Here is a 17,525-nt window from a genome sequence, read left to right as displayed (position 1 = left end):
GAGCGCGAAGGGTCATGAGGCGGACCACACTGGGGCTCATCATCGTGTTCGCGCTGATCGCGGCCGCGTGCGTCGCCTTCGGCGCCTATTTCTCCTATGTCACCCTCATCAACGCCCATCGCAGTGTCATCGAGGCCCGATGCGGCATCGCCGCGCAGCGGGTGGTGGACGTGGTGGAAAAGGCGGCCTCGCTGGGCATTGCTCTTCCTGCGCAGCAGACACTGACGGCTGTGCTGGAGCGCGAATCCCGCGTCGAGGATGCGATTCGCTCCATGGACCTGACGGACGAGCAAGGCATCGTGCTGTTCTCCAGCGAGCCCGGGCGCGTCGGCCTCGATACGGCCCGGGACCACGAGCGCGGCCTGTCACGTCCGGTGCGCAACGACATCGGCCAGAGCCTCGGCCGCGTGGTGGTGCGCTATGACAGCGCGATCCTGACCAACGGTTCGGCGGCGCTCGCGGCGGACCTCCGGCGCATCGCGCTTCCGACCCTGCTGTGGGCCGGCGCGGCAACCCTCGTCATCGGCCTGCTCCTCGCCGCGCTGCTGCAGCGGGCCGTGCGCCGGGCCGCCGAGCCGCGCCTGTGGCCGCCGGCCGCCCGCGCCGCGCTCGCCTCCGTGGAGGAAGCGCACCGGAACACGCGGTCGCCTGGCGCGGGCCTTCCGGATGGGGGCGCCGCATGATCGGCCTGCGCGGCGGCATCTCCATCGCCATCGTCATCATCCTGTGCTCGGCGCTGGCGGTGATCGGCTGGGGCTCCGAGCAGGCGGCCCAGCGCACCATCGCGCCGGAGATCGTCGCCAAAGCCAATTCCGTGGGTCGCGCCGCCGCCGACCTGGTGCAGCGCGCCGCCTCCGTGGGGGTGCCGTTCGACCGCCTGGTGGGGGTGAACCGCTATTTCGATGAGCTGCGCGCCGCCAACGTCGAGTTCACCCAGATCAGCCTCAACGCGGCCGGCGGCAAGGAACTGGCGCGGTCGGGCGACGCGCCGGCCGGCGGCGATGCCCCCCGGGTGATGGTCCCTGTTCAGGATTCCGAGGGCCGCCGCCTCGGCGACGTGATGATCGTGGTCGATCCCGGCGTCGTCTCCCAGCAGGTCGGCGCCGTGCTGGTGGACGTGGCCTTCATCGGCATCGTCGCGCTGCTTGTGGCGCTGGAGCTCGTCGCCCTGGTCGTCGGCACCCGCGGTCTCGAATCGCTGGTGGCGGTGGAGCGGCGGCTGAAGGCGCTGAAGCGCGGCGTGCTCTCCCGGCAAGATGGCGGCGGCGGCGCGGCCGGCGACCTGATCCTGCCCATCGACCGCCACGTGGAAACCCTCGCGGAGCGCCATCTCGCGTTGCGCGCCGAGGCGGAGCACCGAGGCGATGCCAAGGCGATCGCGCGGCTGGATGAAATCGAGGTCCGCACCGGGCTCGGCCGGGTCCAGGCGGCCGAGAGCGAGGCCGCCATCGCGGTGCGCCCGGCGCTGTTCCTCTTCATGCTGGCGGAGGAACTTACCCGGCCCTTCCTGCCGCGCGCGGCCCAGGCGCTGGGCGTTCCGGCCGGCTACGGTCCCGACATGGCGGCGAGCCTGCCCATCGTCGCCTTCATGGCGGTCGTCGCGCTGTGCCAGGTACCTTTCGCCTCCCTGTCCGAGCGGCTCGGCCGCCGCCCCGGCTTCATCGCGGGCGCGGCGCTGGCGGCGGCGGGCTACGTGGTCTCGGCGATCAGCCCGCATTACGACGTTTTCCTCGCCGCCCGCGTCACCACGGCGGTCGGCTATGCGCTGGTGTTCGTGTCCGCGCAGGGACATGTGGTGGACCTCTCCTCCGGCGCCGCCCGCAGTGCGGCGCTGGCCGTGTTCGTGCGCGCCATCATGGTGGCGAGCCTGTGCGGCCCGCCGATCGGCGGCGTCATCGCCGACCGGCTGGGGCCGGGCGTCGCCTTCGGCACCTCCGCCGGCCTTGCCCTCGTGGCGCTTCTCGTGGCCCGCCTGACGCTCCCCGCCGCGGCGCGTCATCGCGCAGTCGCCAACGTGGGACTGGCCGATCTCAAGGCGGCCGCCCGCGCACCGGGGCTGATGTCCCTGCTGCTCGGCTGCGCCTTCCCGGCCAAGTTCCTGTTCGCCGCCCTGTGCTTCCTGCTCGTGCCGCTGGAACTGCAGCGCGAGGGCTTTTCCTCTGCGGCCATCGGCCGTTTCCAGATGATCTATCCGGTGCTGATGGTGATCGGCGTGCCCTTCTTCGCCGCCCTCGCGGACCGCTTCAGCGCCCGCGCGGGCTTCGTGGTGGCGGGCGGGCTGGTATCGGGCATCGGCGCCATGGCGGTGCTGCTCCACCCCTCCGTGGCGCTGATCGTGGTGGCTCTGGTCGCGCTGGGGTGGGGGCAAGCCATGTCCATCGCCTCCCAGTCGGCGCTGGTAGCCGATACCGCGACCAGCATGGGCGCCGGCCGCGCGGCCGGCGTTCTCGGCCTTTTCCGGCTGGTGGAGCGCTCCGGAAACGCCGCCGGTCCGGCGAGCGCCGGCTTCCTGCTTTCGACCCTCGGCTTTGCGTCGGCTACGGGTTTTCTCGGTGCTGTGGCGGTAGCCGGGGCTATGCTATTTGCGCTATCCGGACGCAGAATCTTCGTCCATCATTCGCGGCGCGCGTCCTCCGCGGCCGCCTCGGAAGGGAGTTCCGCCTGATGGATCGCCGTTCCCTCCTCGCACTCGGCCTCGGCGCGGGTGCCGCGGGGCTGGTGGGTACCGTCCCCGGCGCCTTCGCGCAGACCAATGGCGGCAATGGCCAGCCCCGTCCCGCCGGGGCGCCTGCGCCCGTTGCCGCGGCCAATGGCGAACCGTTCCGCGTGCTGATGCTGACCTTCCGCGGCGATACCGACGTGGAGCGCGGCTTCCGGGATTATTTCGCCGCCAATGACGTCAAGGTCGAGTTCATGACCCGCGACGTGGAGCGGGACGCGAGCCGCGTGAAGCCCATCCTCGCGGAGGTGCTGCCCAGCTTCCGGCCCAACCTCATCTATACCTACGGCACGCCGCTGACGCTGGGCGTCGCCGGTCCGTATGACGCACCGCCAACCGCCGGCTTCGTGCGGGACATTCCGGTGGTCTTCGCGCTGGTCGCGGCGCCGGTGCAGGTGAAGATCGCCCCTTCTCTCGCCTCCTCGGGGCGCAATGTGACCGGCGCGGTGCATGTGGTGCCGACCGACGTGCAGATGCGCGCCATGCAGAGCTACAAGGCGTTCAGGAAGGTCGGCGTCATCTATTCGCCGAACGAGAGCAACTCCGTCGCGATCATCAACGAGATGAAGGCCTTCTCCGCCACCATCGGCGCCGAGGTGCTGACGCAGCCCCTCACCATGGTCGGCAACAAGCCGACCGGCGACGGGGTGGAGGAATTCGTGAGGAACCTGAAGGCGCAGGGCGCCGAATGGCTCTACCTGCCCGCAGATACCTTCCTCGCCACCATCTTCGATCGGGTCGGCCCGGCCGCGCTCGCCGCGGGGCTGCCCACGTTCGGGGCTACGGAGTTCTTCCTGCGCGAGGGGCTGGGGCTTGTCGGGCTGGTCAGCCGCTATTATTCCGTGGGCCAGCTCGCCGCCTCCAAGGCGGTTGAGATCCTCGTCCAGCACGTGCCGCCACGAGACATCCCCATCGAGACGCTCAAGCGCTTCGCGCTCATCATCAACATGAACGTGGCCAAGCAGCTCGGTGTCTATCCGCCCATCGCCATGCTCAATTATGCGGAAGTAATCACGTGATGAACGCCCTGCGCGAGGCCGTACCGACCTCTACGCTGACGCAGCGCATGCTCGGGCCAGACGATCTCGACGCGATCGACACCCTTCATCATCTTGCCATCGGCCCCCTGGTGCGGCCCGAAGTGGTGAAGCCGGAGAACCGGTCCTATTTCGAAAGCATCCTCGGCGGCCGCGGCCACATCATCGGGCTGTATGACGACGCGCTGCTGGTCGCCTACGGCATCCTTCAGCACGACCATTCGCCCAAGGACGGGCCGCACCGGCTGCTTGGGCTCGATCCCGCCCGTGCGGTGGGACGTCTCGCGGGCGCCTCGGTGCATCCGGCCTATCGCGGGCGCGGGCTGCAGCGGGTGCTGATCGCCGCTCGCGTCATGGCCGCGCCGTCCGACATGGTGCTGTTCTCCACCGCCGCGCCGGTGAACACGCCGAGCTGGGCGAGCCTGCTTGCCGAAGGCTTTCCCATCTATGACATCCAGCTCTTCTTCGGCGGCTATGCGCGTTATGTGATGGTGCGCGACTTCACCACCTTCGATCCGCAGGAGACGCTGCTGGTCGATCCTCTGGACACGCCGCGTCAGAAGGAGCTGTTTGCCGAGGGCTGGCACGGCTACGCCCGTTGCCGCACCGATTCCGGCGCTGCCGGCGTGCTTTACGCCCGTCCCCGGAGCGCCTGAGAGGGCACTTTCGGCCTCTGCTCCGCGTCACGAAACTGTCGTATGGTTTGCTGAATCTGTGCCCGCATCGCGCGGGCGTCCCGATCCAGAGAGAAACTGGCCCATGAAGATCGAGAGGACCCCGCTCGGCCCCGACATCATCCTCGTGCGCCTCGAGGGCCGCCTCGACATTGCCGGCGCGGCGGCGGTGGAGCCGGAATTCAAGTCGTCCTGCCAGGCCGCCCGCGTACTTGTGGTCGACCTCTCCGGCACGCCGTTCATGGCCTCCATCGGCATCCGCCTTCTGCTGGCGGGCGCCAAGGGACTGCATCGCAAGGGCGGCACCATGGGGCTGTTCGCCTGCGATCCCCAGGTGGAGAAGGTGCTTCGGGCCACCGGCGTCGACCAACTGGTCGGCATCCACGCCACGCGGGACGAGGCGCTCGCGGCGGCGGGCGTCTCCCCGGCAACCTGACGGCGGATCCCATGGCGACGCCCGCGGCCGGAACCCTTGTCTCGACCATCGATGTGGGCGCGCGCATCGACGACATCACCGAAGCCACCGGGTGGCTCGGCGCGCTGGCCGAGGAACACGGCTGGCCGGACGCGACACGCTTCGCGCTGGAGCTAAGCCTCGAGGAGGCGCTCACCAATGTCGTGTCCTATGGCTTCGTGGGCAGCGAACGGCCGCCGCACATCCGCATCGAGTGCTGGCAGCTGCCCGAAGGGCGGGTCGCTGTGCGTCTGATCGACAATGGCGTGCCCTTCGATCCCACCGGCATCGCCGAGCCGGAGGTGCCCGACAGCATCGAGGATGCCAAGATCGGCGGCCACGGGGTGCAGCTGATGCGCCATTTCCTGGAAGCCCTCGACTACAGCCGCGAGGGCGAGGAAAACCAGCTGACGCTGGTCGCCAACGCGGCCGTGTGACCCCTCACGAGAGTGTCGTAGTCCGGGAGTATGGTAGCCGGCTGGGATGAGAGAGCCGGAGCCGGGAACCTTGAGCGTGCCCGCGGCGTTCCCAGGTACCGCGGAGATTTTTCCTTCGATGCTCGTCATTGCCGAGCTGATGGCCGGTCTTGGCCTTCTTTTTGTTGGCCTCAAGGCCATGTCGACCCACCTTCAGCAGGCGACCGGCCGCAAGGTGCGCGGGCTGTTGCGCCGGGCCACGCGCTCGCCTGTCACGGGCCTTCTGTGCGGCACGCTGGCGGGAGCAGCGACCCAATCGTCCAACGCCGTTGCCGTGATCAGCGGCAATCTCGTGCGGGGCAATGCCTTCACCACGCGCGATGCCATCCCCATCGTGGCGGGCGGCAACATCGGCACTTCCGCTTTGGTGTTCGTGGCGGCGATCGATTTCCGCCTGCTGGTGCTCTATCTCGTCGGCGTCGTCGGTATCGGGTTCCATTTCCGCCTCGATCGCCGCCAGGGCATGGGCGAATGGATGGGCGTCGCCCTGGGCCTCGTCCTCGTGCTGCTGGGGCTGGATTTCATCAAGCAGGCGCCGCGGGCGCTCGACGTCGCCGCTCTGGCGCTCAATCTCGATTCAGGGGTCACGCCGCTCGTTGGGTTCATCCTGGGCCTGGTGGCGTCCACCATCAGCCAGTCCTCCTCGACGCCGACCATCCTTGTGCTCGCGCTGATGCAGACCGGACTGCTGGGGCTCGACGACGCGCTGTGCATCGTTCTGGGCGCCAATCTCGGCTCCGGTTTCGCGGCGGTCATCTCCGCCGGAGCCTTGAGGGGCACCGGCCGCCAGCTGTGCTACGTGCATGTGCTGGTGAAGATGGTGGGCTGCGCGGTCGTGGGCGGGGCCGTGCTGCTTGCGCCCCTGTTCGGCCGCGACGCGCTTGCGGCCCTCGACCAATTGGGCCGGGGCGAGGCGTCGCTTTCGCTTTCGCTCCTGTTTCTGACTCTGCAGGTGGCAGGCGCGCTACCGGTCGCCTTCGCCCGGGGCCTCACGGAGCGGATCGTCGCGGCGCTTAGCCCGCCCACGGTGGAGGATGGCGCAGCGCGGCCACGCTTCATCCACGACGAGGCGCTGGCCGACCCGATCACCGCGCTCGACCTTGCGATCAGCGAGACCCTGCGCCTGGTGAAGCTGTTGCCGACGCTGCTGCCGGACCTCGACCAGACAGAAACCGACGCTGCCGACGAACGCTTGGCCCTGTGGCGCGGTGCGGCCTCCGTGGGACTGGCGGTGGACCAGTTCGTGGCCGAGCTGATCGCGGCCGGCCTCGCCCGGGACAGCCTGGAGGTGGCGCTGCATCATCAGTCGCTGGTGGAGAACGTGCGCATCCTGCAGGACACGCTGCACGATTTCACCGAAGTGGTGGAGGGCTTCGACGAGGTGCCGCCGCTCGCTTTCGCCCTGTCCGAATCGCTGCGCGCCATCACGCTCTCCCTCGCCGACGCCACCGACGGGCCCGGGGAAGACCTCGACCTGATCATCGCGCTCGCGGGCGATCGATCGGAGATGCTCAATCGCATCCGCCGGCAGCTTGCCGCAACGGCACTCGACGCCGGCTCGGACGCGCGGCAGCTGCTGCTGGCGACCAGCCTGTTCGAGCGGGCGATCTGGCTGGTGCGCCGCAGCGCGATTGCGTTGCGTGCGCCCGAGAATGAGGATAATCGGGATCGTCCGGCCGCCTCCGGGGCGGACATCAAGCGAGTAGAGGCCGATGCACATCGAGCGTGAGCAGGTCGGAAGCGACGTGGTGCTGAAGGTGGCGGGGCGCCTCGACACGCCCAATGCCAAGCCGTTCGAGGCGAGCCTCATGGAGGTCGTCTCCATGACCGATGGGGGAATCGTCGTGAACCTTGCCGGCGTGGACTACGTGTCCTCCTCCGGCCTGCGCGCGCTTCTCGTCGCCGGCAAGGCCATGCGCGGGGCGAAGCGCAAGCTTGCGCTGTCCTCGCTCCAGCCGCAGATCCGCGAGGTGTTCGACATCTCCGGTTTCTCGACCCTGTTCGAGATCAACTGACGCCGGCGGCCGTGCCGGGCGCCAGCGGGACGCAGGGCATCCTGGGACTGCTTCGTTTTCTCGGTGACCTCACCGGCGCGGAAAGCGTGGGCGGGGCCATCGTCTCCGTGCTCTTCTTTCTTGCACTTGCGGGCGGCATCGTTCTGGTTCTGTGGCTGCTACGGTCCGATCCGTGACCGCAGGGGCGGCGGACCCCGGGGATTGTCCGGCCCCTCAGGCCGGACCGGCGACCGGCGCCCACAGCACGTCCTCGATCCGCCGCGCGCCGCTCGCCAGCAGAGCGAGCCGGTCGAAGCCGAGGGCGCAGCCGCTCGCCGGGGGCATCAGGGCCAGCGCCGCGAGGAAGTCCTCGTCGAGGGGATAGCGCTCGCCATAGAGCCGCTCCTTCTCGTCCATGTCCTTCGCGAAGCGCCGGCGCTGTTCCTCCGCGTCCGTCAGCTCGCCGAAGGCGTTGGCCAGTTCCAGCCCGCAGCAATAAAGCTCGAACCGCTCGGCAAAGCGCGGGTCCTCCGGCTTCGGCCGGGCCAGCGCTGCCTCGCTCACCGGATAGTCGGTAAGGATGGTGGGCCGGCCGACCCCCAGGTGCGGCTCGATCTTCTCCACGAGGACGCGCGCGAACACGTCGGCCCAGGTGTCGTCGGGCGCGGTTCGGATGCCGGCCTCGGACGCGGCACGGGCGAAGTGGGCGGCATCGGGCGCTTCGCCCGCGGCGGGCAAAAGGGCTTCAAGATCCATCGAAGCATGGCGATCAAAGGCCGCGACCAGGGTCAGGCGCTCCGGCGCGGCGAACGGATCACAGGACTTGCCGCGATACTGGAAGGCCGCAACTCCGCCCGCCTGCGCGGCGCCGGCGAGGAGCGACGTGCAATCCGCCATCATCGCCGTATAGGGCACGCCAGTGCGATACCACTCCAGCATGGTGAATTCGGGATGGTGCGCCATGCCCCGCTCGCGATTGCGGAACACACGGGCGAACTCGAAGATCCTCGGCTCGCCGGCGGCGAGCAGCTTCTTGGCGGCGAACTCGGGCGAGGTGCGCAGGTAGAGCCGGCGCGTCGTTCCGTCCGGGCCGACGAGGTCGGTGCCAAAGGCGTGGAGGTGGGTCTCGTTGCCGGGTGAGACCTGCAGCACGGGTGTCTCCACCTCGACGAAGCCGTCCTCGGCGAAGAAGGCCCGCACGGCGGAGGCGACGCGGGCGCGCGCGAGGAGGAAGGGGCGGCGGTCGGCGTGGATGTCGGGCCGCCACCAGGCGGGCGAGGGCGGAGGGGGCGAGGCGCTGGGTACCGTCATGCTGCTTGGATCCTCGCTGCCGCTGGCGGCACGCGCCCCGTCGCCGGCCCTGGGGCCGGAAAGGCGGGTGAAGACTGGCGTTGCGCGCCATTATCGCTATGGTGCGCGCCGAACCAGCCAGACGGTGCCGCCGTCCCCCATTTTCCAATCGGCGCGGGTGCCGCGCATCAGGTCAAGGAAGAGCCGACGTGGTCAAGGTTATTGCCAGCACCCTGCGCAAGGGCAACGTGGTCGACATCGACGACAAGCTGTATGTGGTGCTCACCGCCGAGAACATTCATCCCGGCAAGGGCACGCCGGTGACGCAGCTCGACATGCGCCGCATCTCCGACGGCGTGAAGATCTCCGAGCGCTACCGCACCACCGAGCAGGTGGAGCGCGCCTTCGTGGAAGACCGCCCGCATACCTTCCTCTACGAGGATTCCGACGGCTACACCTTCATGAACCCGGAAACCTACGATCAGGTGACGGTGACGAAGGACGTGATGGGCGATTCCGCGGTTTATCTGCAGGAAGGCATGGAGTGCATGCTCTCCACCCATAATGGCGTGCCGATCGCCATCGAGCTTCCGGCCCGCGTGGTGCTGGAGATCGTGGACACCGAGCCGACCGTGAAGGGCCAGACGGCCTCTTCGTCCTACAAGCCCGCCATGCTTTCCAACGGTGTGCGCACCATGGTGCCGCCGCACATCGCGTCCGGAACTCGCGTCGTCGTCATGACCGCCGACGCTTCCTACGTCGAACGCGCGAAGGACTGAGCCTCGCGCCCGCCATTCGACCGGAAGGGGCCCCGCCTCCCTTTCGGCAAGCTTCAACGCGAGCGTTGGGAACTTTTCCGCCGGCCGTTTGTTGAGCCCGAACATGGCCCTGTTGGGACATGCAGTCAGCAGGGCGTTGAAGAATGATCTTGTCGGGAAGGCGGGTACTTGTCGTCGAGGACGAGTATCTCGTGGCACTGGGGCTCGAAGACAATCTGCGGTCGCTGGGCTACAACGTGGTCGGGCCGATTGCGAGCCTTTCCGCCGCCGTTGCGGCCGCGACGTCCGAGCGGATCGACGCCGCCATTCTCGACGTGAACCTCGCCGGAGAGCCGGTCTATCCGGCTGCGGCTATTCTCGCCGAACGCGGCATCCCCTTCATTTTCTGCTCGGGCTACACGGGCAGCGTGCGCATGCCGGCGGAATTCGCCGATGCGCCGCGCGTGGCCAAGCCCTACACCAGCCGCGTGATTGCGGACGCGCTCGCCGACCTCATCGGGGCGGGCGGCGGTCCCGGCGGCGGGCAGCGCGAGAGGCGGAACGTGTCCGCCTCCAACGACATGTGATCTGAAGCTCTCTAAAATCCGGCGAGGGCCTCAGGCCGCGCCTGTGGCCTTCGTGGACTCGGCCTTCGGTCCGCCGCGTGCAACACCGACCATGGCAGGACGCAGCACCCGCTCCCCGATGACGTAGCCGGCCTGCACCACCTGCACCACGGTACCGGTCGGAACGCTAGGGTCGGGCACCTCGAACATGGCCTGATGCAGGTTGGGGTCGAACTTCTCCCCCTTGGGCTCGATCTTGCGGATGCCGTGCTTCTCCAGCGCCTTCACGAGGCCGCGTTCGGTCAGCTCCAGCCCATCCAGCAGCGCCTTGAAATTGCCTTCGGCGGTCGCCTTGGCCTCCGCCTCCACCGAACCAAGGGCACGGGCGAGGTCGTCCGCCACGTTCAGCACGTCGCGGGCAAAGGAGGCGATGCCGTAGGTCTTGGCGTCCTGGATTTCCTTGTCGGCGCGGCGGCGCACGTTCTCCGCCTCGGCGAAGGCGCGCAGGAACTTGTCCTTGAGGCTCGCGATCTCCGCTTCCAGGCGCGCCTTGTCGCCCGCCGGATCGCCCAGGGCGGCATCCGCCATGGCACCCGCTTCCGCCTCGGCGGTCGCCTCATTCACCTGTGCAGTCCCCCGCGCGGCGCCGTTTTCGCTTGCGTCGCCGCCGGTCTCGGGCGTGCGCTTCTGCTCGCTCATCCGGTCACTTCCCCTGCCTTGAGATTTGCCCCGGTCACGTCACCGCCGGGCAAAGGCCAATTGTCCCGGCGCATATCGGGGCGATGGGGGGAAAAATCAAGTCGTAGTGATCCTTGTCCCTAAGCCGCGTCGGCCCCCGGCGCGCCCAATACGCGGCTGACGAGGCGGGCGGTGAAGTCCACCATGGGGACGATGCGGCCGTAATTGAGCCGCGTTGGGCCGATCACGCCCAGAACGCCCACCACCCGGCCCTGCCCGTCGCGATAGGGGGCGACGATGGTGGAGGAGCCGGAGAGGGAGAACAGCCGGTTCTCCGAGCCGATGAAGATGCGCAGCGCCTGCGCCTCCTCCGCCCGGCCGAGCAGCTCTGAGACTTCGCGCTTGGTCTCGAGGTCGTCGAACAGCAGGCGGATGCGCTCCAGATCCTCCAGCGCGCGCAGGTCTTCCAACAGTTTCGCCTGCCCGCGCACGATGAGGGTGCGTCCGCCCGGCTCGTCGCCCGACCAGGAGGCGAGCCCGGCCTCCACCACGCGGGCGGTGAGGGCGTCGAGGTCGCGGTTCAGCTCGGACAGGAGGCTGTCCATCTCCTGCCGGGCGTCGGAAAGGGTGCGGCCGCGAATGCGGGCATTCAGGAAATTGGTGGCCTCGGTGAGGGCGGAGACGGGCAGGCCCGGCGGCAGCGCCAGCGCCCGGTTCTCCACCTGACCATCCTCGGAAACGAGGATCACGAGGGCGCGCCCCGGCTCCAGCGGCACGAACTCCACATGCTTCAGGCGCGGATCGGTCTTCGTGGCGGTCACGACGCCAGCGCCACGGGCGAGGCCGGAGAGCAATCCGGACGCTTCCTGCAGCACGCCTTCCACCGTGGTGGTGCGGGCGGCCGCCAGCACCTGCGATTCGATATTGGCCCGGTCGCGCTCGTTGACGTCGCCCACCTCCATCAGCGCATCCACGAAGAAGCGCAGGCCGCGTTCAGTCGGCAGGCGCCCGGCGCTGGTGTGGGGGGCATAGATGAGCCCGGCCGCTTCCAGGTCCGCCATCACGTTGCGGACCGAGGCGGGCGAGAGCGTCATGGGAATGAGGCGGGCGATGTTGCGCGAGCCCACCGGCTCGCCGGTGGCGAGGTAACTCTCGACGATCTGGCGGAAAATCTCGCGCGAACGCTGGTCGATCTGCGCGAGGCCGCCGGTGGAGAGGGGCAGGAACGGATCGAGCGCCACGGGTTCAGCCTTCGGAGCCAAGGATTTCTCTGGCTCTAATGTGTCCCTCGCCGGGGTCGGGTTCAAGCGCCGCGCATGGGCTGTGGCGGCCCTTGCTTTCCTCCCGGCGCGCGGCGCTCTAAAAGGAGCGCCCATGACGCACAAAGAGGTATCCATCATGCGCCCCAGCAAGCGCGCCCCGGACGAGATGCGCGCGGTGTCCTTTGAACGGGGCGTGATGCGCCACGCGGAAGGCTCCTGCCTCGTGAAGTTCGGCGACACCCACGTCCTCGTCTCCGCGACGCTGGAAGAGCGCCTGCCACCGTGGCTCAAGGGCCAGGGGCGCGGCTGGGTGACGGCGGAATATTCCATGCTGCCCCGCGCCACCCACGACCGCACCCGGCGCGAATCCACCACCGGCAAGCAGTCCGGCCGCACCCAGGAGATCCAGCGCCTGATCGGGCGTTCGCTCCGTTCGGTGACGGACCTCGTGGCGATGGGCGAGAAGCAGATCACCATCGATTGCGACGTGCTCCAGGCCGATGGCGGTACCCGCACCGCCTCCATCACCGGCGCCTGGATCGCGCTTCACGACTGCCTGAGCTGGATGAAATCCCGCTCCATGATCAAGGAAATGCCGCTCAAGCAGCATGTGGCGGCGGTCTCCTGCGGCATCTATGAGGGCACGCCCGTGCTCGACCTCGACTATGCCGAGGATTCGGTGGCCGAAACCGATGCCAATTTCGTCATGACCGGCACCGGCGGCATCGTGGAGATCCAGGGCACGGCGGAAAAGACGCCGTTCACCCAGGAGGAACTGCTCTCGCTGCTCTCGCTGGCCCGTTCCGGCGTAGATCAGCTGGTGTCCCTCCAGAAGCTGGCGATCGGGTGATGGCGCGCCAGCTCACCGGCCGGCTGGTGGTGGCCACCCACAATCCCGGCAAGCTCATCGAGATGAAGATGCTGCTGGAGCCCCACGGGGTGGAGGCGGTCTCCGCCGGCGAGCTCGGCCTGCCCGAGCCGGAGGAGACCGAAACCACCTTCGAGGGCAACGCCCGCCTCAAGGCGGTCGCGGCGGCCAATGCGGCGCAGCTTCCGGCCTTCGCGGACGACAGTGGCCTCGTCATCGACGCGCTCGGCGGCGCGCCGGGCATCCATACCGCCCGCTGGGCCGGTCCGGAGCGCGATTTCGAGATGGCGATGGAGAAGGTGGAGGCCGAACTGCAGAAGGTCGGCGCCACCGAGCCGGCGCAGCGCCACGCCCGCTTCGTTTCCGCGCTGTGCATCGCCTGGCCGGACGGGCATCTGGAGGAGTTCGAGGGCACCGTGGACGGCACCCTCGTGTGGCCACCGCGCGGAGCCAAGGGCTTCGGCTATGATCCCATGTTCCTCCCCGAGGGCCATGTGAAGACCTTCGCCGAGATGACGGCGGACGAGAAGCACGGCATGCCCCCCAAGGGCTTCGGCCTCTCCCACCGCGCGCGCGCCTTCCTGAAGCTCTCGCAGGCGTGCCTGAAGGGGTGAGCGCGATCTTGGATCAGGCCCCCTCCGTGCCCGCCCCTGCGCACCCTCTCCCCATCGCGGGGCAGGGGCGCGTCGGCATTGAGGACACGGCGGGCGGCTTCGGCGTCTATATCCATTGGCCCTTCTGTAAGGCCAAGTGTCCCTATTGCGACTTCAACAGCCATGTCCGCCTCGTGCCGCCGGACGAGGCCCGCTACATCGCGGCCTTCCGCCGTGAGATCGCCCATATGCGGGCTTTGTCGGGGCCGCGAAGGGCAGAGACGGTCTTCTTCGGCGGTGGCACGCCCTCGCTCATGGCGCCGTCGACGGTCGCCGCCATTCTGGAGGCGATCGACGACGCTTGGCCGCTCACCGCCGATGCGGAGGTGACGCTGGAGGCGAACCCGACCTCCGTGGAGGCCGAGCGGTTCCAGGGCTACCGGGCGGCGGGCGTCAATCGCGTCTCGCTCGGCGTTCAGGCGCTGGACGACGCAGACCTTCAGGGCCTCGGGCGGATGCATTCGGTGGCGGAGGCGCTGGCCGCCGTGGCCATCGCCCGCCGCGCCTTCGATCGCGTGTCCTTTGACCTCATCTACGCCCGACCGCGCCAGACGCCCGAAGCCTGGTCGGCGGAACTGCGGCGCGCGCTCGCCGAAGGCTGCGAGCACCTGTCCCTCTACCAGCTCACCATCGAGCCCGGCACGCCGTTCGAGCGGTTGTACGGCGCGGGCAAGCTCATTCTGCCCGACGATGATCTCTCCCGCGCGCTGTGGGATGTGACGCAGGAGGTGACGGCGCAAGCCGGCCTGCCGGCCTATGAGGTCTCGAACCACGCCCGGCCCGGCGCCGAGGCACGGCACAATCTCGTGTACTGGCGTTACGGCACCTATGCCGGCATCGGCGCCGGGGCCCATGGCCGGCTGCAGGTGGGCGGCACCCGCCGGGCCACCTTCACCGAGCGCGCGCCCGAAGCGTGGCTGGCGCGCGTGGAGGCGGACGGGCACGGCATCGTCTCCGACGAGACGCTGACGCCGGCCGAGCAGGCCGACGAGATGCTGCTCATGGGGCTCCGCCTCCGGGAAGGCGTCAATCTCGCGCGGCACGCCCGCCTGGGCGGACGGATCGACCGGGGTCGTCTCGCGATGCTGGAAGCCGAGAGATTGGTGGCCCGCGAGGGGGATCGGCTGCGCGTCACCCCCGCCGGCTTCCCGGTGCTCAACGCCGTCATCGCCGCGCTGGCGGGCTAGGCGTCGCCGGCTCGTATCCGCGCTGAACGCGCGGGAGCGCTTGCCAACGCCGCGCGGCCTGCTTAAGTCCGCGTGGGGCTTGAGACCGCCTGCCGAGGAACGCGCACCATGTCGCTGGATGCCGACCAGATCGTCGAACGCCGTCGCCTCCGGCGGAAGGTCACATTCTGGCGTGTGCTCGGGGTGCTCGGCGTGATCGCCGCCGTGGCGGTGGGCGTGTCCGCCCTGGTCGGCCGGGACATTCCCACCTCGTCTCCCCACGTGGCCCGGATCATGATCGGCGGCATCATCCGCAACGATCGCGAGCGGGTTGAACTGCTGGAAGAGATCGGCCGCTCCCGTGCCAGCGCCGTCATCCTCTCCATCGACAGCCCCGGCGGCACGGTGACCGGCTCCGAGCAATTGTTCGATGCGCTCCGTCGCCTTGCCGAGAAGAAGCCGGTGGTGGCCGTCGTGGAAGGCGTCGCTGCCTCAGGCGCCTATATAGCGGCGCTGGGTGCCGACCACATCGTGGCCCGCCGCAATGCGCTGGTGGGCTCCGTTGGCGTCCTCTACCAGTTTCCCAACTTCACCGAGTTGCTGAAGACCGTGGGCGTGACCATGGAGGACATCAAGTCCTCCCCGCTCAAGGCCTCCCCCAATCCGTATACGCCGGTGACGCCGGAGGCGCGCGCCGCCGTGGATTCGCTGGTGAAGGACAGCTACGCTTGGTTCAAGGATCTCGTGGGCGACCGCCGCAAGCTCTCGGATGCCAAGCTCGCCAACGTCTCGGACGGGCGCGTCTTCACCGGTCATCAGGGGCTCGAACTCCAGCTGGTGGACGAACTCGGCGACGAGCGCACCGCCCGCGCCTGGCTCGCCCGCGAGAAGGGCGTGAGCGAGGCTCTCAAGGTCCGCACCTGGCGCACCAAGGAGGTCGGTGACGAGTTCGGCTGGTTGCTCGGCGCGGCGCGCGGCGTCGTCAGCGCGCTAGGCTTCCCGCAGGCGGCGGCGCTGCTGACCGATGCGGCGAAAGGCGCGCTGGAGCGCAGTCAGCTTGACGGTCTGTTGGCCCTCTGGCACCCTCGCACCCAGGGTTAGGATAGCTTTCACAAGCGCTTGGCGGCCATCCGACAACACCGATAACACCGCCGGACCACCCGGCCGTCCACCGTCCCTCTCGCGGTGCAACGGCGCGCTGGCGGCGGACGATTTCGAGGAACTGGGGCCACAATGATCAAGTCCGAGCTCGTCCAAAAGATCGCCGAGGCCAACCCGCACCTCTACCAGAGGGACGTGGAGAACATCGTCAACGCCATCCTGGAGCAGATCGCCTCCGCGCTGGAGCGGGGCGATCGCGTGGAGTTGCGCGGCTTCGGCGCCTTCTCGGTGAAGAAGCGCGACGCCCGCGTCGGCCGCAACCCGCGCACCGGCAAGCAGGTGGACGTGAGCGAGAAGACCGTCCCCTATTTCAAGACCGGCAAGGAGATGCGCGAGCGTCTCAACACCGGAAAGTAGGCGCCCGTGAGCCGCTTCCTCTCCATCCTCGTCGGCCTGCCCCTCGCGATCCTCGCGGTGGCGCTGGCGGTTGCGAACCGCAAGCCGGTCACGCTGTCCCTCGATCCGTTCGCGCCGGACCATCCGGCCGTGTCGGTGACGCTGCCGCTGTTCGCGATCATCTTCGCTGCGGTGATCGTCGGCGTCATCGCGGGCGGGATCGTGACCTGGGCGCGCCAGGGCCGCTACCGCAAGGAAGCACGTGCGGCGCGCCGGGATCAGAGGCGGGCCGAGGCCGCGCGGCCGGCTACGTCCTCCCAGCTGGGTCTGCCGGCTCCCCGGAACTGAGGGGCGCGCCCCGTTTCCTTCGCGTTTCCGGAGCCGTCCCGTGCAAGCGGGGCGGCTCTTTCGTTTGCGAGCCCGGCGGCTGCAGCCGCGCCTCAGTAGAAGCCGACCGGGAACCAGCGCAGGTAGAGATCGGTATACACGCCCTTCTCCCAGATACGCTGGAGGGCGAAGTCCATCGCGTGGCGCAAGGTGTCGTTGCCCTCCTTCACGGCGACTGAGAAGCCGTCGCCGAAGAAGCGGCTCTCGGTGAAGGGGCCGCCGACAAAACGGCAGCAATTCCCGCTGTCGGTGCCGTTCAGCCAGAGCGCGAGGGTGATGCCGTCACCGAACAGAAGGTCCACCTGCCCCGCCTTCACCGCCTCCTGCGCCGCCTTGAGATCCGGATAAGGTCGGATGGCGGCCTCGTTGAAGAAGGAGCGCAGATAAGCCTCGTGCGCCGTGCGGCTGACCACGGCCACCTTCTTGGAGGCCACCTCCTCGGGCGTCGCCTTCGCCAGCGTCTCCTGCCGGCGGCCGACAAACCGCGCGGGCGTGCCGAGGTAGCGTTCCGAGAAATCCAGCGTTGCCCGCGCCGCGGGCGTCGCGACAAGGCCGGCGATGGCGGCCTCTGCGCGGCCCTGGTCCACCACGTCGGCCACGTCGGCGAAAGATGCCGTCTGGAAGCTGCACGTCACGCTGAGCTCGGCGCAGATCGCCCGCGCCAGATCGATGTTGAAGCCGGAGAGGGCGCCCGTGGAGTTGATGAAATTGAACGGCGGATAATCATCCGTGGTCACGAACCGCAGTTCCTTCGGGAGCTTTGCGGCGTCGGGGCGCTCCAGCCGCCGCTCCACGTTCCAGAAGTTGGGTACCACCACCGGCGTGACGGCGATGGTGTCCGCGCGCTCGACCAGTGGCGGGGGCGAGCCCGGTGCAGGCCGCCCCTGTGCCGCCGGCGGCTGCTGAGCCGTCGCACCGCCCGCCGCCACCAGAGCCACGCATAGCACGACAGCGCTGAGGCCCGACCGCCGGACAAGGAGGCGGCTGAAAGCACGGCTGCTCACGAAAGAGGCTGGTGGGAGCATCGGGGAAAAGCTTACCCTAGG

21 protein-coding genes are annotated in these 17,525 nt (G+C 68.9%); 17 read left to right on the top strand and 4 right to left on the bottom strand.

The window, feature by feature from the left end; all coding sequences use genetic code 11:
- Nucleotides 1-14: 14 nt before the first annotated feature.
- From J2126_RS08470 to J2126_RS08430, 9 genes are all read left to right on the top strand, one after another.
- Nucleotides 15-683: a hypothetical protein gene (locus J2126_RS08470; protein WP_209485663.1), complete on the top strand. Its 669-nt coding sequence runs from the start codon at nt 15-17 to the stop codon at nt 681-683.
- Nucleotides 680-2,665 (top strand): MFS transporter, encoded by a 1,986-nt coding sequence (locus J2126_RS08465; protein ID WP_209485661.1) that lies wholly within the window; start codon nt 680-682, stop codon nt 2,663-2,665. The genes J2126_RS08470 and J2126_RS08465 overlap by 4 nt, the downstream gene beginning before the upstream one ends.
- The gene (locus J2126_RS08460; protein ID WP_209485659.1) at nt 2,665-3,738 is read left to right on the top strand and encodes an ABC transporter substrate-binding protein; all 1,074 of its coding nucleotides are present in this window, start codon (nt 2,665-2,667) and stop codon (nt 3,736-3,738) included. Before J2126_RS08465 ends, J2126_RS08460 begins: the two co-directional genes overlap by 1 nt.
- A complete protein-coding gene (locus tag J2126_RS08455; RefSeq protein ID WP_209485657.1) occupies nt 3,738-4,412 on the top strand; it encodes a hypothetical protein in 675 nt (224 codons plus the stop codon). The genes J2126_RS08460 and J2126_RS08455 overlap by 1 nt, the downstream gene beginning before the upstream one ends.
- A 103-nt stretch (nt 4,413-4,515) precedes the next feature.
- Nucleotides 4,516-4,866, top strand: a complete 351-nt coding sequence (locus tag J2126_RS08450; RefSeq protein ID WP_209485656.1) for an STAS domain-containing protein — start codon at nt 4,516-4,518, stop codon at nt 4,864-4,866.
- Between the two features lie 11 nt (nt 4,867-4,877).
- A complete protein-coding gene (locus J2126_RS08445; protein ID WP_209485654.1) occupies nt 4,878-5,321 on the top strand; it encodes an ATP-binding protein in 444 nt (147 codons plus the stop codon).
- A 118-nt stretch (nt 5,322-5,439) separates the two neighbouring features.
- The gene (locus J2126_RS08440; protein WP_209485652.1) at nt 5,440-7,089 is read left to right on the top strand and encodes a Na/Pi symporter; all 1,650 of its coding nucleotides are present in this window, start codon (nt 5,440-5,442) and stop codon (nt 7,087-7,089) included.
- Nucleotides 7,073-7,375, top strand: coding sequence for an STAS domain-containing protein (locus J2126_RS08435; protein WP_024277119.1), 303 nt, complete (start codon nt 7,073-7,075; stop codon nt 7,373-7,375). The genes J2126_RS08440 and J2126_RS08435 overlap by 17 nt, the downstream gene beginning before the upstream one ends.
- Nucleotides 7,376-7,386: 11 nt before the next feature.
- Nucleotides 7,387-7,551: a hypothetical protein gene (locus J2126_RS08430; protein ID WP_209485651.1), complete on the top strand. Its 165-nt coding sequence runs from the start codon at nt 7,387-7,389 to the stop codon at nt 7,549-7,551.
- Between the two features lie 37 nt (nt 7,552-7,588).
- Here the strand turns inward: J2126_RS08430 and epmA are convergent, their stop codons facing one another.
- The gene (gene epmA, locus J2126_RS08425; RefSeq protein WP_209485648.1) at nt 7,589-8,665 is read right to left on the bottom strand and encodes an EF-P lysine aminoacylase EpmA; all 1,077 of its coding nucleotides are present in this window, start codon (nt 8,663-8,665) and stop codon (nt 7,589-7,591) included.
- A gap of 188 nt (nt 8,666-8,853) precedes the next feature.
- On the opposite strand from epmA, the gene efp reads away from it, so the two are divergent.
- Both efp and J2126_RS08415 read left to right on the top strand, forming a co-directional pair.
- Nucleotides 8,854-9,423, top strand: coding sequence for an elongation factor P (efp, locus tag J2126_RS08420; protein ID WP_209485646.1), 570 nt, complete (start codon nt 8,854-8,856; stop codon nt 9,421-9,423).
- Between the two features lie 143 nt (nt 9,424-9,566).
- The gene (locus J2126_RS08415; RefSeq protein WP_209485644.1) at nt 9,567-9,989 is read left to right on the top strand and encodes a response regulator; all 423 of its coding nucleotides are present in this window, start codon (nt 9,567-9,569) and stop codon (nt 9,987-9,989) included.
- Between the two features lie 30 nt (nt 9,990-10,019).
- On the opposite strand, the gene grpE is transcribed toward J2126_RS08415, so the two are convergent.
- Together grpE and hrcA are read right to left on the bottom strand one after the other, a co-directional pair.
- Nucleotides 10,020-10,667 carry a nucleotide exchange factor GrpE gene (gene grpE, locus J2126_RS08410; RefSeq protein ID WP_209485642.1) on the bottom strand — a complete coding sequence of 216 codons (648 nt, stop codon included), beginning with the start codon at nt 10,665-10,667 and terminating at the stop codon, nt 10,020-10,022.
- A gap of 119 nt (nt 10,668-10,786) precedes the next feature.
- Nucleotides 10,787-11,887 (bottom strand): heat-inducible transcriptional repressor HrcA, encoded by a 1,101-nt coding sequence (gene hrcA, locus J2126_RS08405; RefSeq protein ID WP_209489978.1) that lies wholly within the window; start codon nt 11,885-11,887, stop codon nt 10,787-10,789.
- A gap of 157 nt (nt 11,888-12,044) precedes the next feature.
- On the opposite strand from hrcA, the gene rph reads away from it, so the two are divergent.
- The 6 genes from rph to J2126_RS08375 all read left to right on the top strand — a co-directional run bounded on the left by rph (nt 12,045) and on the right by J2126_RS08375 (nt 16,440).
- Nucleotides 12,045-12,758, top strand: a complete 714-nt coding sequence (rph, locus tag J2126_RS08400; protein WP_209489976.1) for a ribonuclease PH — start codon at nt 12,045-12,047, stop codon at nt 12,756-12,758.
- Nucleotides 12,758-13,390, top strand: a complete 633-nt coding sequence (gene rdgB, locus J2126_RS08395) for an RdgB/HAM1 family non-canonical purine NTP pyrophosphatase (RefSeq protein WP_209485640.1) — start codon at nt 12,758-12,760, stop codon at nt 13,388-13,390. Before rph ends, rdgB begins: the two co-directional genes overlap by 1 nt.
- A gap of 53 nt (nt 13,391-13,443) precedes the next feature.
- Nucleotides 13,444-14,616 (top strand): radical SAM family heme chaperone HemW, encoded by a 1,173-nt coding sequence (hemW, locus tag J2126_RS08390; RefSeq protein ID WP_209489973.1) that lies wholly within the window; start codon nt 13,444-13,446, stop codon nt 14,614-14,616.
- Between the two features lie 108 nt (nt 14,617-14,724).
- Nucleotides 14,725-15,696, top strand: a complete 972-nt coding sequence (sppA, locus tag J2126_RS08385) for a signal peptide peptidase SppA (RefSeq protein ID WP_209485638.1) — start codon at nt 14,725-14,727, stop codon at nt 15,694-15,696.
- 132 nt (nt 15,697-15,828) lie between these two features.
- Nucleotides 15,829-16,113 carry an integration host factor subunit beta gene (gene ihfB / locus J2126_RS08380; protein WP_024277130.1) on the top strand — a complete coding sequence of 95 codons (285 nt, stop codon included), beginning with the start codon at nt 15,829-15,831 and terminating at the stop codon, nt 16,111-16,113.
- A gap of 6 nt (nt 16,114-16,119) precedes the next feature.
- Nucleotides 16,120-16,440, top strand: a complete 321-nt coding sequence (locus J2126_RS08375; protein ID WP_209485636.1) for a LapA family protein — start codon at nt 16,120-16,122, stop codon at nt 16,438-16,440.
- A 92-nt stretch (nt 16,441-16,532) separates the two neighbouring features.
- Here the strand turns inward: J2126_RS08375 and J2126_RS08370 are convergent, their stop codons facing one another.
- Entirely contained in the window at nt 16,533-17,483 is a 951-nt protein-coding gene (locus J2126_RS08370) for a transporter substrate-binding domain-containing protein (protein ID WP_348634262.1), read from the bottom strand.
- Nucleotides 17,484-17,525 lie beyond the last annotated feature (42 nt).

Source organism: Xanthobacter flavus, from assembly GCF_017875275.1.
GTDB classification, from domain to species: domain Bacteria; phylum Pseudomonadota; class Alphaproteobacteria; order Rhizobiales; family Xanthobacteraceae; genus Xanthobacter; species Xanthobacter flavus_A.
This window is presented reverse-complemented; position numbering and strand designations above follow the sequence as displayed.